Consider the following 17,523-nt stretch of genomic DNA (forward strand, 5'->3'; position numbering starts at 1 on the left):
CATCCCCTTATACAACACATTTATTTGTTTCAAATAGAGTGCTTTATGTGTGCGAATACTAAAAAACAACATATTAAGCTTCTTTTCTTCTTATTTTCTGCTACAAATCATAAAATATTCATTATCATGATCATGCAGAGAAAATTATCGATTTTGCAACAAACGCCTTAAGGAAGAAATATGAGTCAACATGATACATCCTCCAATTCCCTTAAAAAGGCCAATATCAATCATGACGCCCAAATGATCATTGATGATATTGATGCAGCACACCAAGAGTTGAATATTCTACAACAAGAAATTGACAAAGTTATTTTTGGACAAAATCATGCGATTGAATGCGCTTTAATAGCTATTTTTTCTGGTGGTCATGCTTTTCTTGTCGGCGCCCCAGGACTTGCTAAAACACGTCTTGTTGAAACTTTGGGAACAGTATTGGGGCTCGATGAAAAACGCATTCAATTTACCCCTGATTTAATGCCATCAGATATTATCGGTTCTGAAGTTATGGATTCAGATAAAAGCGGTAAACGTTCTTTCCGCTATGTTCAAGGTCCTATTTTTACCCAACTTCTCATGGCTGATGAAATCAATCGTGCTTCTCCCCGAACCCAATCAGCTCTTTTACAAGCTATGCAAGAATATCATGTCACCGTTGCTGGTACCCGTTATGATTTACCACAACCTTTTCATGTGCTTGCAACCCAAAATCCTCTTGAACAGGAAGGAACCTACCCACTTCCTGAAGCACAACTGGATCGCTTTTTGATGCAAATTGACATTGACTATCCTGATCTAACCACAGAACGGCGTATCATTTTAGAAACAACAAGAGAAAAAAACCAAAAGGCAAAACCAATTTTATCAACCCAAAAACTACAAAAAATTCAAAATATCGTTCGTAAAATGCCTCTCTCAGAAAATGTTGTTGAAGCTATTTTAAAACTCGTCCGTTTGGCACGCCCTTATAAAGGCAACACTCTCGCAAACACCTATGTTGCTTGGGGCCCTGGTCCAAGAGCATCACAAGCACTTTCACTCTGTGTCCGCGCCCGTGCACTTTATCATGGTCGTTTAGCTCCCTCACTTGATGATGTTGAAGCATTGGCTCATCCCGTCTTACAACACCGCATGGCACTCAATTTTTCTGCACGTGCTGAAGATATAACCGTAAAAGATATTATCAATAATCTCATGAAAGACGTTCTCTAAATGGCTATTGGAAAAAAAGCTCCGCCAAAGCCTCCAATATCACTGGCTTCTAAGCTGCATAAAGATGCCGCAAAAATGCCGTATCTTGTTTTACAAGCACGTAAGATCGCCAATACAGTGGTAACTGGATGGCATGGACAACGTAAACGGGGCAGCGGGGAAAATTTTTGGCAATTTCGTCCTTATATTGAGGGAGAATCTATTACACGCATTGACTGGCGTCGCTCAGCACGTGACGAACACACTTACCTACGTGAACACGAATGGCAAGCGACACAAACAGTTTGGCTTTGGCCTGATCAAACTGAATCTATGCATTACCGTTCGCGTTTCTCCAAAATCTCTAAGAGTGATTATACCATCATTCTTACCCTTGCATTAGCATCACTGCTTACACACAGTGGCGAACATATTGCTATCCCCACCTTAATGCCTCCCACGATGGCAAGCAATGTAATAGAACGCATAGCGCTAACTTTAGCAAATCATCAAAGTGAAAGTCCCTTTCCAAATTTTTCATCTGTTACGCGTTTTTCACACGCCATCATAATAAGCGATTTTCTCGATTATCCTGAACAGATCATCCAAAATTTAACCGTTTTATCGACAAAACAAGTCACAGCTCACTTAATTGAAATTGCTGATCCTGCAGAAGAAAACTTTCCTTACAAAGGTCATATAGAATTTTTTGATCCAGAAACAAAAGAAAAGCATATTTTTGGAAAGGCGGAAAATTTTCGCGAACACTATTGTAAACTCTATCAGGCAAGGCGACGCGAATTAGCAAACTTTTGCTCACGCCAAGGGTGGACCTATCATGTAAGTACAACAAACCAGTCTTTCACAGAAGCCATTTTGCATCTCGCAAACAAAATGGGGAGCTCACCATCTTACAGTAGGAGATTGCCTTGAGTTTTACTTCTCCTCTGCTTTTACTAGGACTTTTATCTCTACCAATTATTTGGTGGTTGTTGCGAATGACACCTCCATCCCCGCATAAAGAACCCTTTCCTCCTTTGCGCTTTCTCCAAAAATCAACCAATCAGCAGGAAACCGCAAACCACATACCCTGGTGGTTACTGTTATTACGCTTAACCATAGCAACACTCATTATCATTGCTTTGGCGCGACCTATTTGGAATCAAAAACCAATTATACTTTCCGGCTCTCAGCCAATTGCACTCATCATCGACAACGGATGGGCGTCTATAAGAGAATGGAAAAAGCGCATTTCCACTGCCGAAACCCTCCTTGCACAAGCAGAAAAATATCAAAAAGATATTTATTTTCTTGCGACAGCTGAAAATGATACCTCCAATATAGGACCACTCCCTGCGGAAGTCATAAAACAACATTTAATGCATTTGCAACCACGTCCATGGCCTGTCAACCGTACGCATGCACTGGAAAAGCTGATTGAAATAACCAAAGGTAAGCCTCTTGATATTGCTTACTTAAGCGATGGATTAAAAACAGATGAAGACGATCAAGCTTTCGCTCTTATTGAACAATTAAAACCCGAAACATTCTTATGGTACTTAGCTGATATTTCCGATTTAACCGGCATAACAGCCATAGAAAATAATAACGGAAACATGGCAGTGCGTGTTATCCGTTCAACAACACTCGGCAAAACTCCCATCACACTAGACCTTTACGATACAAACAACCAACTCCTCAATCGTTTTACAACAAATTTCCTTGAGGGAGAAACAACAGCGCTTGTTCCTTTTAATGTACCACTTGAACTACGCAACGACATTGCTTGGATAACAGTTAACAACCAATCCCATGCTGCTGCTACCTTCTTAGTGGACAGTCATAAGAGAGTAAACCGAGTTGCTCTCCTCTCACCAAATACGCATGAAATGATACAACCTCTTCTCTCTCCATTTTACTATATTATCAAAGCATTACAAGGATACACACAGCTTATAACAGCAAGCGGAAGAGAACTTTCAACTGATCTTGACCATTTACTTAAACAAAATCCTTCTGTTTTTATTATAGGTGACATTGTAAACATGTCAAAAGAAGCAGAAAAAAAGCTGTCTGACTTTGTAAATAAAGGAGGAACACTCATCCGCTTTGCAGGAGAAAACCTAGGTACTGTAGAACACTATGATAGTCTGCTTCCAGTACCACTACGTCAGGGTCAACGTTTACTTGGTAGTATTATGTCTTGGACAAAACCACAAAAACTTGCACCATTTGCAAAAAATAGCTTATTTTCTGATCTTCCTTTTCCAGAAGATGTCACTATCTCACGCCAAATTTTAGCAGAGCCAAGCCCAGATCTTTTTGAAAAGACATGGCTTAGTCTTTCTGATGGAACTCCCCTCATTACAGCAACTCATCGCGGCAAAGGAACACTCATTTTTGTTCATATCGCCCCAGATCCCACATGGTCTAATCTTCCTCTTTCTGGATTTTTTGCGAAAATGCTGCAAAAATTGATCACATTGAGTAGCTACGAAAACACAGACCTAACACATATAAAGAAAGAAACAACAATACAAAACCCTTGGAAAATAATGACCGCTGAAGGACAATTACGAACGCCTCCCTCTTATGTTATTCCACTAATCCTTGATTCTAAAAATCTACCCCGTCCCTCCTATCTTACTCCACCTGGGCTCTACGGTGTAAAAAATAATTTTTATGCACTCAATCTCTTAAATAATTCATCATATTTGATGAAACAATCGTCATCGCCATCTTCCTTAAAAGGAAGCCCTTTATCTTACGATACAAAAGAAACACACCTTATTGGCCCACTTTTAGGACTAGCAATATTATTATTTGCCTTTGACAATTTCCTTATTTTATGGAGAGGAAACGCCTTTTCTCTTAACCGACGACGCAATATGCTCCTCTTTGTATCCCTTATAATAGGTTTCGTTGCTTTTTTTCTATATAATTCAATAGTTCATGCGCAAGGCACAGAAAATAATAATGAAACTGTAATACAAGCAGCTGGCGCAGTACATCTCGCTTACGTTGTGACACATAACCATGAGATTGATACAACGAGCAAGAGCGGTTTAGAAGCACTCAGCCGATTTATCGCAGAACGTACAATGCTCTTGCCCAGTTTTGTGACAGCTCTTGATCTCGATAAAGATGAACTCGCCTTCTATCCTCTAATTTACTGGCCAATTGATGTTAACAGCCCTATGCCAACACAAAAGAGCCTTGAAAAAATAAACAGCTTCATGAAACACGGGGGCACTGTTTTATTCGACACACGCGATCAGATAAATACCAGCCTTAATCTTGAAGGATCTGCCACCCCAGCCACACAAAGATTACGAACTATCTTAAAGGGGCTAAACATTCCAACCATTGAACCAGCATCAACTGATCACGTTGTTACACGTTCTTTTTATATTATGCGAGATTTCCCTGGTCTCTACCGTGGTTCACCTTTGTGGGTTGAATCATCATCAATGAATAAAAAAAACAAAAATTCCCTTGGCAGCGGTGATAATGTAAGTTCTCTCCTGATTACCGGAAATAACTTTGCTGGTGCTTGGGCATTAGATGAAAAAGGCATGTGGAAATACCCCCTGATTCCTAACGATCCGATGCAACGCCTCTGGGCATTTCGTGCAGGATTAAATATAGTTATCTATGTACTTACAGGAAACTATAAAGCTGACCAAGTTCATGTTCCCGCACTTTTAGAACGCTTTAAAAGAGAAAAAAGGCAATGATATCATTTTTTACTTTTCAGCCTTTCTTGTCTCTCTCTTGGATTTTATTCTTAGGGGGAATATCCACTATTCTTGTCATTATCAGCCTTTTTACACAGCGTAAAGGGTCTTTATTACGCCTCATGGCATTGGCATCTCTCATCCTTGTTGTGCTTAATCCAATGATTATAAGAGAGCAACGTGAACCACTTAAAAGCACGGTAGGCATTGTTATTGATCGTAGTAAAAGCCAAACACTTGGTACACGTACGAATGATAGTGATGAAGCACGAATACAATTGATCAATGCATTAGCTCATTATCCACAGTTTGAACTACGCTTTATTGAAGCTGGGAAACTTGCTGATAACCAATATACGCCCTCAACAAATTTGTTTCATGCTTTAACACAAGCGACATCTGATATCCCACCATCTCGTTACGCAGGCACAATTTTTATCACCGATGGACAGGTGCATGACATTCCTTACATTTCAGACCTTCATCATAAAGCACCCATCAATGCTCTTATAACAGGAAGATCAGATGAATTTGACCGCCAAATTAAAATTATTTCTCCCCCTCGCTTTGCCCTTATTAATAAACCGCAAATACTCTCCATTTTAGTGGAAGATAAAGGACACTTTCAAGAATCTCTACCAACACAAGCAAATGTTACTGTAAGCGTTAATGGACAAGAAGTTGGTCATTATTCCGTAACACCTGGTGTCATTTTCCAAACTGAAATCACTCTTCCTCACGCTGGAAAAAATATCATTCAAGTTTTCACCGATGCGCACAAAGGTGAATTAAGCTTTGAAAACAACAACGCTATAGCTATTATTGAAGGCATTAGAGAAAATTTGCGTGTCCTTTTTATCTCAGGTGCACCTTACAATGGTGAACGAACATGGCGTGATCTTTTGAAAGGTGACTCTAATATAGATCTTGTTCATTTTACCATTTTGCGTCCTCCCAACAAAGCAGATAATACACCATCAAGCCAATTATCACTTGTGGTTTTTCCCACAAGAAAGCTCTTTGTTGAAGAGATTGATAATTTTGATCTCATCATTCTTGATGGCTATCAACATTCTGCTGTTCTCCCATTAATCTATTACGATTGTATTGCTCAGTACGTACAAAAGGGCGGTGCATTGCTGATAGTAACAGGACCAGAATTTACCAAAGAAAATTCACTGGCAAAAACACCTTTAATAAGCATTCTCCCCGCATTACCCAATGGTGTTATTATTCAAAAGCCTTTTCGACCCACATTAACCAAAGAAGGTGAACGTCATCCTGTCACAAGAGATCTTGCAACACCTACCTATCCAGCATCCCAATGGGGACGATGGCTACGACAAATTGCCATTCAAAACATACACAAAGGCACCGCTCTTATGAAAGGTGCTGATGAACAACCACTTTTACTCCTTTCCCATACTGGCAAGGGCCGTGTAGGCATGTTGCTTTCCGATGAAAGCTGGCTTTGGGCAAGAGGCTTCGAAGGTGGAGGACCTTATGCTGCTCTTTATCGCCGAATTGCTCATTGGCTTATGAAAGAACCAGAACTTGAAGAGGAAAAATTAAGTGCTACAAGCAACCATCATCGTTTAACAGTTCGTCGCCAAACACTCAAAGACCATCCAGAACCAGCCCACATAACCTTTCCCTCTGGAAAAAAAGAAAGTATCATCCTCACAAAAGAGCAAGAAGGAGTCTTTACAACAACTATTAATACCGATGAAACGGGAATTTTTAACATAAAAAACGGTGATTTAACAGCATTTTCTTCTGTAGGAACACTTGATAATCTCGAATTGTTTGATTTAATTTCAACAAAAGAAAAACTGGCTCCTATCAGTAAACACACCGGTGGATACACCGTACGTTTACGCGACAAAGGAAAAGACGGTATTAATCTTCCTTCTCTCAAACTAATTCAATCGCAAACAAGCCAAACATCTTCTCTTGCCCATTCAATTGTTTTGAAAGAAGCAACACAGACCCGTTTAATTAACAGTCTCTATTTTTCAGTCTTTTCTGGTTTTTTTGCACTACTTTCTTGTCTTTTATTGTTGAACAGCATGTGGTACCGTGAAAGCCGTTAAGAAATCTTAAGAATTTATACCGCGGCCTTGTAATGCAGCGTATCCTACGGAAAAGTATGCACCGCTAAAATAAACAACAAGACGATATATTATGCTATCTTTTTTCCTTCAAAAACCAATAAAATATAAATCTCTGATTATTTCTTGATTTCATAATCCTCTTTTATCTCAAAAATGCACTGAATAATCCTGTGCCTTTTTTCACTTCTAGCTAAATTGTTTCCTCTGCAGGTGATGGGAGAAGTGAGAGGCGATGTTACAGCAATTTCACGTGTTGAGATTGTGCCGGTAAGGGCAAAAGATGCGGTATCTTGAGAGCGGGGAACTAAAGATCGTGATGCTTGAGGATTTTGATACTCTTTTTTTGTCGTGAGATGCGCTTTTCTTTATTTGAAGGAACATCATGATGGTAGATGAACGTCGTCTTCCTTGATGCTTTACACTGAAGAGGGCGTCCAAAAGGTGCCTTGAATAAAACAACAAAGCGGTTTAATGAAGCCATTCTTACAGCTGCTGAGCAAGCTGGATATCGCTATGGTAAGGATGGGTTGGTATCTTATCTCCAATATCATACACTGACTTTTCTGTACTCTTTTTTATTGCTTAAATCGTTTTCAACGCTATGCTAGCATCTATGTTTTATCTTGCCCATATATCGGATGTGCATCTTTCTCCCTTACCACAACCTTCCTTGTTTGAACTTTGTGGAAAGCGTCTTACCGGCTATCTTAATTGGCAAAAAAAACGTAAAGATCAAATGGCAACAAATGTCCTAGAAGCTTTAATGGATACCTTGAAAAAGATAAATCCTGATCACCTTGTAATATCTGGTGATCTTGTCAATCTTGCTCTTGATAAAGAATTTGAACAAGCACACAATTGGTTACTTAACCAGGGAAAGCCAAGAAATATTTCTTTAACATTTGGCAATCATGACGCCTATATCCGTGGAGCATTTCAAAAAGCTTGTACTCTTTTACAGCCTTGGATCACAGGTGATTTTCCTCAAAAAAACACCCCTCCCTTCCCCTATATGCGTATTCGCAATAATGTCGCCATTATAGCTGTTTCTTCAGCTATTGCTACACCACCTTTTCAAGCGTCTGGTTATTTTAGTAAAAAGCAAGCGCAAACTTTATCACAGCTTTTAAATGAAGCTGCAATGCGCAATCTTTTTCGTGTCATCATGATACATCATCCCCCTTTTCATCATGCAACCGCTTGGTATAAAAAGTTATGGGGCATCGAATGTTTTTTAGGCGTCATCAAACATCACGGCTGTGAACTCATTCTTCACGGACATACCCATGTGCCCACTTTGAATACCGTTAAAGGAACAACAGGAAAAATTCCTGTTGTTGGTGTTTCTTCTGCATCACAAGCTTTTGGTGATAAAAAACCACCAGCAGGTTTCAACTTATTTGCCATTGAAAGAGAAAACCTTAAGTGGCACTGCCAATTGCAACGTTATAGTCTTATCAATCAAAAAAATGAAATAGAGTGTACTGAAACAATTAACCTTTAAATATCTCGTAAGAACATCCAAAAGTTGCAAAACAACAAAAACAATTTTTAAGCTCACACCCTTTTATTTTTTCATCACCTCAAAAAAAGTAGATTCTTGGCTACAAATTTGATAACAGAGTGATTAATTTCGAGTGCGTTTTACCTGCTACAACTTATATGATTTACTTTACAAGCTCACCGAAAAATCCCTGCCCCGAATATCCGGTTTAACTTTATTCTTTTGTTGGTTGATGCAAAAAATAAAACCAGATACAGGTGGGCACTATATTTTTAATAAGCATAAATGTGTCTTGTCTCACTATCTTGAAGCACAATATTTACGCGCACCTATAGAGAACTTTCTTATATAAAAGGTATCACCGTTGTACCTAGGGGCAATTTCGCCTCATCTTCAGGCTCAACGTGAATAGAAATACGCACATTATCAAATTCTTTTTGAAGAACAGCTTCAATTTTATCGCAAATCTGATGTGCTTCTCTTACCGACATTGCTGCAGGAACCACTAGATGAAACTCTATAAAAGTGACTCTACCAGCAACACGCGTAAGCAAATCATGAACTTCAAGCGCACCATGCGCATTTGAAGAAATAAGTTCACGAATCCGCATATTTTCATTCAATTCAACTCCAACATCCATTAGCCCTTGAACGGCACTGCTAATCACTTTCCACCCCTGCAAAAGAATATTAACGGCAACAATTATTGCTAAAATCGGATCCAAAATGCCCCATCCACCCACAAATCCAGCCACCAAACCAATTAAAATGGCAATAGAAGTAAAAACATCTGTTATGAAATGCACTCCATCAGCTTTAAGAGCTGGTGAACGGTGAATTTTTCCCTGCCGGATCAGAACCCAACCCCATATGTAATTTATGACACTTGCACCAAGATGCATAACAATCCATATCCCAGGTTTTTGCAATAATTTAACGGTCGAAAGAGCTATCCAGGATTCTCTCAAAATGATAATTGCCGCTATAATAATGAGTATTCCCTCAAGAATTGCAGAAAAATATTCCGCTTTATGATGTCCAAAAGGATGATCATGATCCGCCGGCTTCATACTGACTTTAACAGCCCACCATGCTGCCAATGCAGCAAGTATATTGACGATTGATTCCAACGCATCAGAATAAAGTGCAACCGAATCAGTGATATAATACGCCCAATATTTCAAAACAAAAACCATACAAGCAACGAAAATAGAGTATAAGGTCAAGCTTTGTATATTGATTTTTACAGCCATATCTATACCTTTTTCTTTACTCAATAAGGAACAATACTTTCACCCATACGCCCTGTGATATTTTGGCATACCACCAATATTTCTTCAATATCACAGAAGTTTCACAATACAATGAACAGCGCACACAGCCCACTATTTTACTGCAACAACCGTTCAGCCATATGATATAATAAACAAATAAAGTGAGCAGATATGACGCAAACAATAAAAATAAATCTCTAAGAGAAATTAAATACATAGCTCTGATTATCAATAAATTTTTGAGTAGCGTAGCTCTGATACATCTACATCCCTATAATTGAAAAAACACCTATTTTTTCTCAAATACAGCATATTTCCACGCCATCATTCAATCTTTTATAAACATCAAACCAGTAGATATATCAGTATAATTGCACGCAGTAAAACAGATTGCTTAACATTCTGCTGTAGTCTGACACCTTGAACTGTATTCAAAAAAGACAACTACTAAAAGAACAATGATCTCCAAGAACAAAGAAAATACTCCCCACAAAGCAAAAAAGAATCTGGGCATTGGGGACCCAGATTCCTTTCCCTTAACAACTAAGGGCATGCAGGGCATAGGAAATAGCGGGGACCTAAAACCCTGCATCCGATGCAAAAACAAAATACATTGTTCCGCATTCAGTACTGTGATACTATACCTATGGTTGTATTATGTCAATATAAATTCTACTATAGATTTTAAAATAATAAAAATTTTTATCTCTTTCTTCAAAATAAAATAAACATTTAATATCTAGCAATTTAAAAAAAATACTAAAAACCTCGCATGCGTTTGAATATTGCGCCAATCTACGAAACTAATGATATGTACCTGAAAGATTATCATAATATTCGTAAAAAAGATCTTGTTGAACGACAACATCAATTTATTGCTGAAGGCAAAGCAATATTGTCAGCATTACTACATTCGAAAGAGTTTTTTGCTCTCTCACTGCTCATAATAGATGAACACCTTCCTAGACATGCCCCCTTAAAAAAAGCACAGCCAATATGTCTTATTTATTGCGTTCCGCAAAAAATCATGGATAATACCGTGAATTTCCATGTTCATCGCGGCATACTCGGTATAGGTAAATGCAAAACACTCCCAGCATTGTAAAATTTTTTACAAGATTTACCAGAAAAAGCTTTGATTCTCGTTTTATGTGGTATTTCTAGTCGTGATAACATGGGCACTATTTTTCGCAATGCAACCGCTTTTGCCCGTGACGGCATTATCGTTGACAAAACTTTATGCGATCCGCTTTACCGCAAATCAATCAGGGTTTCTGCAAGTGCAGCACTCAAAATATCCTACACGCAAAGCACCGATATTGATAACATTCTAAAAATGCTAAGTGATTCAAATTTTTATGCTGATGCACTTTTCCCCTCTGCCCCACGCACTCTCAAGCAAGCAAAAAAAAAGACGGATAGCACTTATTTTTAAAACAGAATATTATGACTTGCCATCCCATATACTGCAAAAGTTAGAAACCTTACGTATTCCTATAGCTCACGACTTTGATAGTCTCAATGTTGCCACAGCAACAAACATTACACTCGCCCACTTTAGTGATTTTGATAAAATTTCCCAAACACGATAGCATCTCAAGTTTAAAAACAATTCCATAAAAATACCATTTTCATTTATAAGAAGCGGTTGTTTTAAGCTCGGAATCAACAGCAGCATCTATTTCCAGATTGTATAAAACGCGCTTCAACATCACTTCAATATCAGCAGCACGTTCTGAGTGTGTCACAAATCCTCCCCCAAGAACTCGTGCTTCATTACCATTTCCATCATAAAGAACACAAGCTTGCCCTGGTGCTACAGCATTTTCACGCTCCAATAAGTCAACAGAAAAAATACCCTCTTGATAATGCAGGCGAGCAAGATGTGGAGGGCGTGTTGAACGAACTTTTACAGCCACCTCAACACCATCGGGAGGAAAATTATCCAATGGCTCATCCCCAAGCCAATTTACATCACGCAAAAAAAGCTTATGTGTTTCCAACATTTCACGCGGGCCAACAATAACACGGGCATTTTCTACATCGAGATAAACGACATAAAGTGCTTCACCTGTTGCAACACCGATACCACGACGCTGACCGACAGTATAATGAACAATACCCGAATGTTTTCCCAAAACCTGTCCATCAATATGAACAATAACTCCAGGATTAGCAGCTTCTGGACGCAACTTTGTGATAACATCAGAATATTTTCCTTGCGGAACAAAACAGATATCTTGGCTGTCATGCTTATTGGCAACAGCAAAGCCCATTTCTTCTGCTATTTCACGAACACATGCTTTTGGAAGATCACCAAGTGGAAAACGCAGATAATCAATCTGCTCTTGTGTTGTTGCAAAAAGAAAATAACTCTGATCGCGATCGCTATCAAGAGGACGAAAGAGTGCCCGATGCACACCATTGGGACGCGAACGAATATAATGCCCTGTTGCCAAAGCATCTGCACCTAATTCGCGCGCAGTTTCTAATAAATCAGCAAATTTGACAGTCTGATTGCATGCTACACATGGAACAGGAGTCTCCCCATGTGCATAACTTTCTGCAAAAGGATCAATCACCGCTTCTCGAAATCGCTTTTCATAATCAAGAACATAATGAGGTATCCCCAATATCTCTGCCACACGACGTGCATCTTCAATATCTTGTCCAGCACAACATGCCCCCACCCGATGATGTGTTGCAGCACCATGATCATACAGCTGCAACGTAATCCCAATGACATTATACCCTTCTTTTTTCAAAAGGCCTGCAACAACCGACGAATCAACCCCACCCGACATTGCCACAACGACACGGGAATTTTCAGGTTTTCCTGGTAAATCAAGGCTGTTCAAAAACATGTACTCATTCTCTGATTAATAGACACCCATTGGTTAATGTTTTTATGCGTGCTATTCATTGTTCCTTTATATTGTTTTTTTATTCATTCCACAACCAGCAGCATCACTTTCTTTAAAGTGGCTGCAAACAAAAAAAGAGTGATGGAAATAAGGCACAATGAAAATCATTTTTGCTCTTTCAAAAAACTTTTACAAAAACATTGTAATAAGCTCTTCACTCCATTTCAATTTGCAGCACATTTTTGCATGTTGGCTTGCTTTATTAATTTTTTCTTTCAACGTGTTTAGCTCTTTTTTAAATTTCATGTTTTATAAACGAATCAAATCCTTGACTAAAGGTAGAGGATACGAATGGCAAATTTGATAAAAACACAAATGAAATATGTTACTGGACCAGATGGAAATCCACTTACAATCGCCGATCTACCACCAAAAACAACACGGCGCTGGGTGATCCGCCGCAAAGCTGAGGTTGTCGCGGCTGTTAGAGGTGGATTGTTAAGTCTTGATGAGGCGTGTCAACGCTATACTTTGACTGTAGAAGAGTTTCTTTCATGGCAAAGTTTGATTGATGAACACGGTTTAGCTGGATTACGAACAACCAGAATCCAACATTATAGGCATTAGCTGCTACTAATAATGATTTGGTAACTGCTTTAAAATAGCCAAACTTGATGAAGGTTTGGCTGTTTTTATGCTCTCAGCACAAAAACATCTGGAAGAATTTATTTTCAAATTATAAATCTTATCATCCAGTCATTGAACTAGAATGAACTACAATACTCTCGTTATCTGCTACTGCCTTTTTTTCCCGTTCTTCAAGAATCTGCGCGTGTTGCAGCTCTGTACTGACTTCATGGAGAGCAATTTCAGCATTTGTTTTTTGAGCCTGCAAATCACGAATCGAATTTATAAGATTATCGCGCCTTTTCCGTGCTGCACGAGCAAAAGTAGAATATGCAAAATGGTGAACATCACTGTTTCCAGATTTACGTTCTTCATTGATAATTTGCGCTTCTAATTCTAACACCATTTTCTCAAATTCTGCGATCATCATCTCAAGCTGTGCAATTTCACGACGCTTCCCACGCGCTTGAAACATTCTCAATCGCACCATACTTTCCCGTGGCTTCATACTTACTACTCCTCGATTACGCCAACTCAAAACTTGCATTCGCACTCTTTTATATGCCTTTAGTTATAGCTTTTCTAACAAAAACCGTTCATTTTTTAACTTGCCAATACATTATCCGCCTTCCTTTAAAACACCCATGAACACTGCCTGCTTTAAAGAAATATAATTATTTCTTTATTTTTCGCCTACACTGTAGAGTGAAGAGGTTTAAAGCTCAGTAAATAAACACTGAAATTGTAAAAAAGTAATTTAAAAGAATCTGTTATAAACTTTTTAAAATTAAGATTGATGAAAAAACATTTCATTTTCCTATTAATTAAAAAATACGCGATTTTTCTAAAATAATTTTATAGCCTCTTTCAAAAATAAAAATATTTTGTTAACCACTATCGTAGATAGTGGGGAATTCGGTGGTGATTGTTACGCGTACCGCTGAAATATTCATAGACACTTTTATTAGAAGTGTTTGATTTCATGGGTTGTTTTTATCAACAGCGGTTTTACTAGCTGTTATAAAACAAGAGTGCTTCTTCCGATTCGAAGGAGCAAAGTGAGGGATCTAAAATGCGCGTATTATTAATTGAAGATGATAGAGCAATGACTCAAAGCATTGAGTTAATGTTGAAGTCCGCAAACTTTAATGTCTATATCACTGATTTAGGTGAAGAAGGTATCGATTTAGGCAAGCTTTATGATTACGATATCATTTTGCTTGATCTGAATCTACCTGATATGTCAGGCTATGATGTTTTGCGAACCCTAAGATTGGCAAAGATAAAAACCCCTGTCCTCATTCTTTCCGGTATGAATGCCATTGAAGACAAGGTGCGTGGTTTTGGCTTTGGCGCAGATGATTATATGACGAAGCCATTCCATAAGGATGAATTAATTGCGCGTATTCATGCAGTTGTTCGTCGCTCTAAAGGGCATGCACAATCGATTATTGTTACCGGCGATCTTACCGTTAACCTTGATGCAAAAACAGTCGAAGTTGCTGGGCATCCCGTTCATTTAACTGGTAAGGAGTATCAGATGCTAGAACTTCTCTCCTTACGCAAAGGTACTACACTCACCAAGGAAATGTTTCTCAATCATCTCTATGGTGGAATGGATGAACCAGAACTTAAAATTATCGATGTTTTTATCTGCAAACTTCGAAAGAAATTGGAAGCAATCTCTTCTCATGTGAACTACATTGATACGGTTTGGGGACGCGGCTATGTGTTACGTGATCCGATCGAAGAAAACATACGTAAAACCGCTTGAGCAGTAGAAATGCACATTGTAAAATCTCGGAGTGTAGCGGGCCGGGATTTTTTTTCTGTCATAGTAAAAGGCTCGCACACCAGAAATTCCCTATATAGGAGAATTTTTAAGACTTAGAAAAGTCACTGTTATCGTTTACGGGTATAGCCCCATCGTTTGCGGATACAGTTTAAATCCTCTTTCCTCAACATAACTCAAGCGCCCCTGTTTTATTCAAAGCTTTTTATACTTTCCAAAATAATACAACTTTCAGTCCTATCAATATTTATTTGCATATCTGTCATCTCAGCAAGCAACACTGTATAATACAATTGGATAGTATGAGAATCGATAAATTCTTCCTGAATGTTCCCATTGTATAACGCAATAAAATGAGAAGGAACACGTAAAGTTTTACCGAAAATCTCAAAGCGAAAGATACGTTTATTTTTTTCCTGCAAAATCATAACAATGATTTCTCCCCCACGAGAAACTGTTACGTTTGCAATCAATAGCAAATTAAGCAAAAGTTTAACTTCATTTTTTGGTAAAAGCAGAGAGGGAGCTTGCCATTTTAAAATTGCTTTTTCTTCCCTCATATATTGTTGCGCAACCTGCTCAGCAGAACGTATATCTATTTGTCCTCCACTTGCCCCTGAAAAACCAAAAGCCAATCGTGCAAATTGTAGACGCGCAGAAGCATTCGCAACAGACAAACGTACCAATTGCAAAGCATCTTCTTCAGCTCCTCCTTCGTCATATAGCTCCATTGCATTTTGAATAGCACCAACAGGTGAAATCAAATCATGGCAAATACGGCTGCAAAGCAAAGCAGCAAAATCCGTGGGCTTCAAAGAAACATCTAACGTCATAATTATTGAAAACTCCTAGATTAAAAAACAAGTTTCATTTTAAAGAAAAATCCTTAACATCCAATGCATACGTACACAGGACTTTAACAATCACGCTAAAATTTTTTCAGAAACAAATTCAAAAATTTAAATAACCTTACATCTTATTTTTTATTTGAATATAATGAAAATTCTAATATTATCTTCTGTTCGTAACTAATAAAAGAAAAAAATTCTATGGCTCTCTCTCTTCTAAAACGCTGGTATAAAAGTATTGTATCTGCAATCTTCCTTTTATTCGTAATCATAAACGCTGTAAATGCTCAAATCCAACCAATAGAACAAAATGAACCCCACTATTCGCTACAAGAAATTATTGATTCCGGTCATGTTTTTTTTGGAAAAACCGCTAGCAATATAGCAGTAGCAATTCAAAAGATCTTTTCACAATACGGTTATCCAAATGCCTATATTTTAGGGGAAGAAGCTTCTGGTGCTTTTTTTGCTGGATTAACCTATGGTGAAGGGAAGCTTTTTACCAAAAGCTATGGTCAGCATAAAATTTTTTTGCAAGGTCCCTCTGTAGGATGGGATTTTGGCGGACAAGGCTCTCGTTTAATGATATTAGTTTACAATCTGAATAACGTAAATAATTTATGGGGGCGCTATGGTGGTATTTCAGGTTCAGCCTATTTAGTAGCAGGTGTTGGTTTTCATGTCCTTAAACGCCGTAATATCTTGTTAATTCCAGTACGCACAGGAGTTGGTGCACGCCTTGGCCTAAATGTGGGATATTTAAAATTGACACGCATACCAACATGGAATCCATTTTAAATGGATTTTTTTTGAAAATGAGGATTTATGCTTATCCAATCAGTTCTTTTTTTTATTTTTGGAGTTGCTTGCACCTCTTGGTTGCTCGTATTTTTTGCCCCTCTTATTTGGCGCAGAGCCATTTACTTTGCGCATAAATATGTTTCTGCACAAATTCCGTTATCACACACTGAAATGCAAGCAAACTATGATTTTCTTTGTGCACGATATGCTGTAACACGGGTACGCAATGAACAAAAATACGCCTATTTGCAAAAAAAATATGCCCAACAGAAAACACAACTTAGCCAAGTGACCGAACAGCTTCATCGGTTATGTCTTCCCACACAAGATACACCTTTTTCCCAAAAAGGAACACTCACAGTTGAACAAAATGTCGTTACAAGAAACATTTTTACAATGGAAATCAAAACTATGCGTGAAAAAATCGCACATTATCAGCAGCTTTTGCAGAAAATTCAAACCAATGAGTTTGACACTACAATGAATCAGCAACTCTTAAACGAACTGCGCGAAGAAACAAAAGAACTAGCGGCAACGTTAGCTGCCGAAATAGCATTACAAGAGGGTAAATCATCCCCGATCAACATAATGATCCAAAATTCTAAAAGCAAAAACGACCTGGCATCACGCATTCGCGAAAAAGTAGCATCCACAAAAAAAATACCCTCTACATAACTTATCTTTTGACAAGACGTGTCCTTGACGCGGAATCTATTCTCTTAACATAAGAACTGCTTATTTTGACTTTAGTTTTAATTGCAAATCAAAAAT

At 38.3% G+C, this 17,523-nt stretch carries 14 protein-coding genes and 1 pseudogene; 11 read left to right on the forward strand and 4 right to left on the reverse strand.

Annotated elements, in window-relative coordinates:
• Window positions 1-180: 180 nt before the first annotated feature.
• The 6 genes from V4B17_RS04685 (at window position 181) to V4B17_RS04710 (ending at window position 8,546) form a co-directional block, all read left to right on the forward strand.
• Complete coding sequence (locus V4B17_RS04685) at window positions 181-1,212, forward strand: AAA family ATPase (RefSeq protein ID WP_455479041.1); 1,032 nt, start codon at window positions 181-183, stop codon at window positions 1,210-1,212.
• Window positions 1,213-2,124, forward strand: a complete 912-nt coding sequence (locus tag V4B17_RS04690; protein WP_455479042.1) for a DUF58 domain-containing protein — start codon at window positions 1,213-1,215, stop codon at window positions 2,122-2,124.
• Window positions 2,121-4,928: a DUF4159 domain-containing protein gene (locus V4B17_RS04695; protein ID WP_455479043.1), complete on the forward strand. Its 2,808-nt coding sequence runs from the start codon at window positions 2,121-2,123 to the stop codon at window positions 4,926-4,928. The genes V4B17_RS04690 and V4B17_RS04695 overlap by 4 nt, the downstream gene beginning before the upstream one ends.
• Window positions 4,925-7,021, forward strand: coding sequence for a hypothetical protein (locus V4B17_RS04700; protein ID WP_455479044.1), 2,097 nt, complete (start codon window positions 4,925-4,927; stop codon window positions 7,019-7,021). The genes V4B17_RS04695 and V4B17_RS04700 overlap by 4 nt, the downstream gene beginning before the upstream one ends.
• A 467-nt stretch (window positions 7,022-7,488) precedes the next feature.
• Window positions 7,489-7,650, forward strand: coding sequence for a hypothetical protein (locus tag V4B17_RS04705; RefSeq protein WP_455480229.1), 162 nt, complete (start codon window positions 7,489-7,491; stop codon window positions 7,648-7,650).
• Window positions 7,644-8,546: a metallophosphoesterase family protein gene (locus tag V4B17_RS04710; protein ID WP_455479045.1), complete on the forward strand. Its 903-nt coding sequence runs from the start codon at window positions 7,644-7,646 to the stop codon at window positions 8,544-8,546. Before V4B17_RS04705 ends, V4B17_RS04710 begins: the two co-directional genes overlap by 7 nt.
• 344 nt (window positions 8,547-8,890) lie before the next feature.
• On the opposite strand, the gene V4B17_RS04715 is transcribed toward V4B17_RS04710, so the two are convergent.
• A complete protein-coding gene (locus V4B17_RS04715) occupies window positions 8,891-9,799 on the reverse strand; it encodes a cation diffusion facilitator family transporter (protein ID WP_455479046.1) in 909 nt (302 codons plus the stop codon).
• Between the two features lie 793 nt (window positions 9,800-10,592).
• Between V4B17_RS04715 and V4B17_RS04720 the strand changes: the two are divergent.
• Window positions 10,593-11,412: pseudogene (locus tag V4B17_RS04720) on the forward strand (TrmH family RNA methyltransferase).
• A gap of 39 nt (window positions 11,413-11,451) precedes the next feature.
• Here V4B17_RS04720 and mnmA read toward each other — a convergent pair.
• Window positions 11,452-12,684, reverse strand: coding sequence for a tRNA 2-thiouridine(34) synthase MnmA (gene mnmA / locus V4B17_RS04725; RefSeq protein ID WP_455479047.1), 1,233 nt, complete (start codon window positions 12,682-12,684; stop codon window positions 11,452-11,454).
• 351 nt (window positions 12,685-13,035) lie between these two features.
• On the opposite strand from mnmA, the gene sciP reads away from it, so the two are divergent.
• A complete protein-coding gene (gene sciP, locus V4B17_RS04730; RefSeq protein WP_455479048.1) occupies window positions 13,036-13,311 on the forward strand; it encodes a CtrA inhibitor SciP in 276 nt (91 codons plus the stop codon).
• A gap of 121 nt (window positions 13,312-13,432) precedes the next feature.
• Here the strand turns inward: sciP and V4B17_RS04735 are convergent, their stop codons facing one another.
• Window positions 13,433-13,819, reverse strand: coding sequence for a flagellar export protein FliJ (locus V4B17_RS04735; RefSeq protein WP_455479049.1), 387 nt, complete (start codon window positions 13,817-13,819; stop codon window positions 13,433-13,435).
• A gap of 564 nt (window positions 13,820-14,383) precedes the next feature.
• Between V4B17_RS04735 and ctrA the strand changes: the two genes are divergently transcribed.
• Window positions 14,384-15,085 carry a response regulator transcription factor CtrA gene (gene ctrA / locus V4B17_RS04740; protein ID WP_455479050.1) on the forward strand — a complete coding sequence of 234 codons (702 nt, stop codon included), beginning with the start codon at window positions 14,384-14,386 and terminating at the stop codon, window positions 15,083-15,085.
• 209 nt (window positions 15,086-15,294) lie between these two features.
• On the opposite strand, the gene chpT is transcribed toward ctrA, so the two are convergent.
• Window positions 15,295-15,936: a histidine phosphotransferase ChpT gene (chpT, locus tag V4B17_RS04745; protein ID WP_455479051.1), complete on the reverse strand. Its 642-nt coding sequence runs from the start codon at window positions 15,934-15,936 to the stop codon at window positions 15,295-15,297.
• Between the two features lie 216 nt (window positions 15,937-16,152).
• Here chpT and V4B17_RS04750 point away from each other — a divergent pair, with 216 nt between their 5' ends.
• Complete coding sequence (locus V4B17_RS04750) at window positions 16,153-16,749, forward strand: DUF1134 domain-containing protein (RefSeq protein WP_455479052.1); 597 nt, start codon at window positions 16,153-16,155, stop codon at window positions 16,747-16,749.
• Window positions 16,750-16,776: 27 nt separating this feature from the next.
• Complete coding sequence (locus V4B17_RS04755; RefSeq protein WP_455479053.1) at window positions 16,777-17,427, forward strand: hypothetical protein; 651 nt, start codon at window positions 16,777-16,779, stop codon at window positions 17,425-17,427.
• Window positions 17,428-17,523: the final 96 nt, after the last annotated feature.

The sequence above is a fragment of the Bartonella sp. B23 genome, assembly GCF_053793815.1.

Coding starts and splice junctions, on each gene's coding strand:
- V4B17_RS04755 (WP_455479053.1), top strand. CDS start 16,777: ATGCTTATCCAATCAGTTCTTTTTTTTATTTTTGGAGTTGCTTGCACC.
- V4B17_RS04690 (WP_455479042.1), top strand. CDS start 1,213: ATGGCTATTGGAAAAAAAGCTCCGCCAAAGCCTCCAATATCACTGGCT.
- ctrA (WP_455479050.1), top strand. CDS start 14,384: ATGCGCGTATTATTAATTGAAGATGATAGAGCAATGACTCAAAGCATT.
- V4B17_RS04685 (WP_455479041.1), top strand. CDS start 181: ATGAGTCAACATGATACATCCTCCAATTCCCTTAAAAAGGCCAATATC.
- sciP (WP_455479048.1), top strand. CDS start 13,036: ATGGCAAATTTGATAAAAACACAAATGAAATATGTTACTGGACCAGAT.
- mnmA (WP_455479047.1), bottom strand. CDS start 12,684: ATGTTTTTGAACAGCCTTGATTTACCAGGAAAACCTGAAAATTCCCGT.
- V4B17_RS04735 (WP_455479049.1), bottom strand. CDS start 13,819: ATGAAGCCACGGGAAAGTATGGTGCGATTGAGAATGTTTCAAGCGCGT.
- V4B17_RS04710 (WP_455479045.1), top strand. CDS start 7,644: ATGCTAGCATCTATGTTTTATCTTGCCCATATATCGGATGTGCATCTT.
- V4B17_RS04715 (WP_455479046.1), bottom strand. CDS start 9,799: ATGGCTGTAAAAATCAATATACAAAGCTTGACCTTATACTCTATTTTC.
- V4B17_RS04700 (WP_455479044.1), top strand. CDS start 4,925: ATGATATCATTTTTTACTTTTCAGCCTTTCTTGTCTCTCTCTTGGATT.
- chpT (WP_455479051.1), bottom strand. CDS start 15,936: ATGACGTTAGATGTTTCTTTGAAGCCCACGGATTTTGCTGCTTTGCTT.
- V4B17_RS04750 (WP_455479052.1), top strand. CDS start 16,153: ATGGCTCTCTCTCTTCTAAAACGCTGGTATAAAAGTATTGTATCTGCA.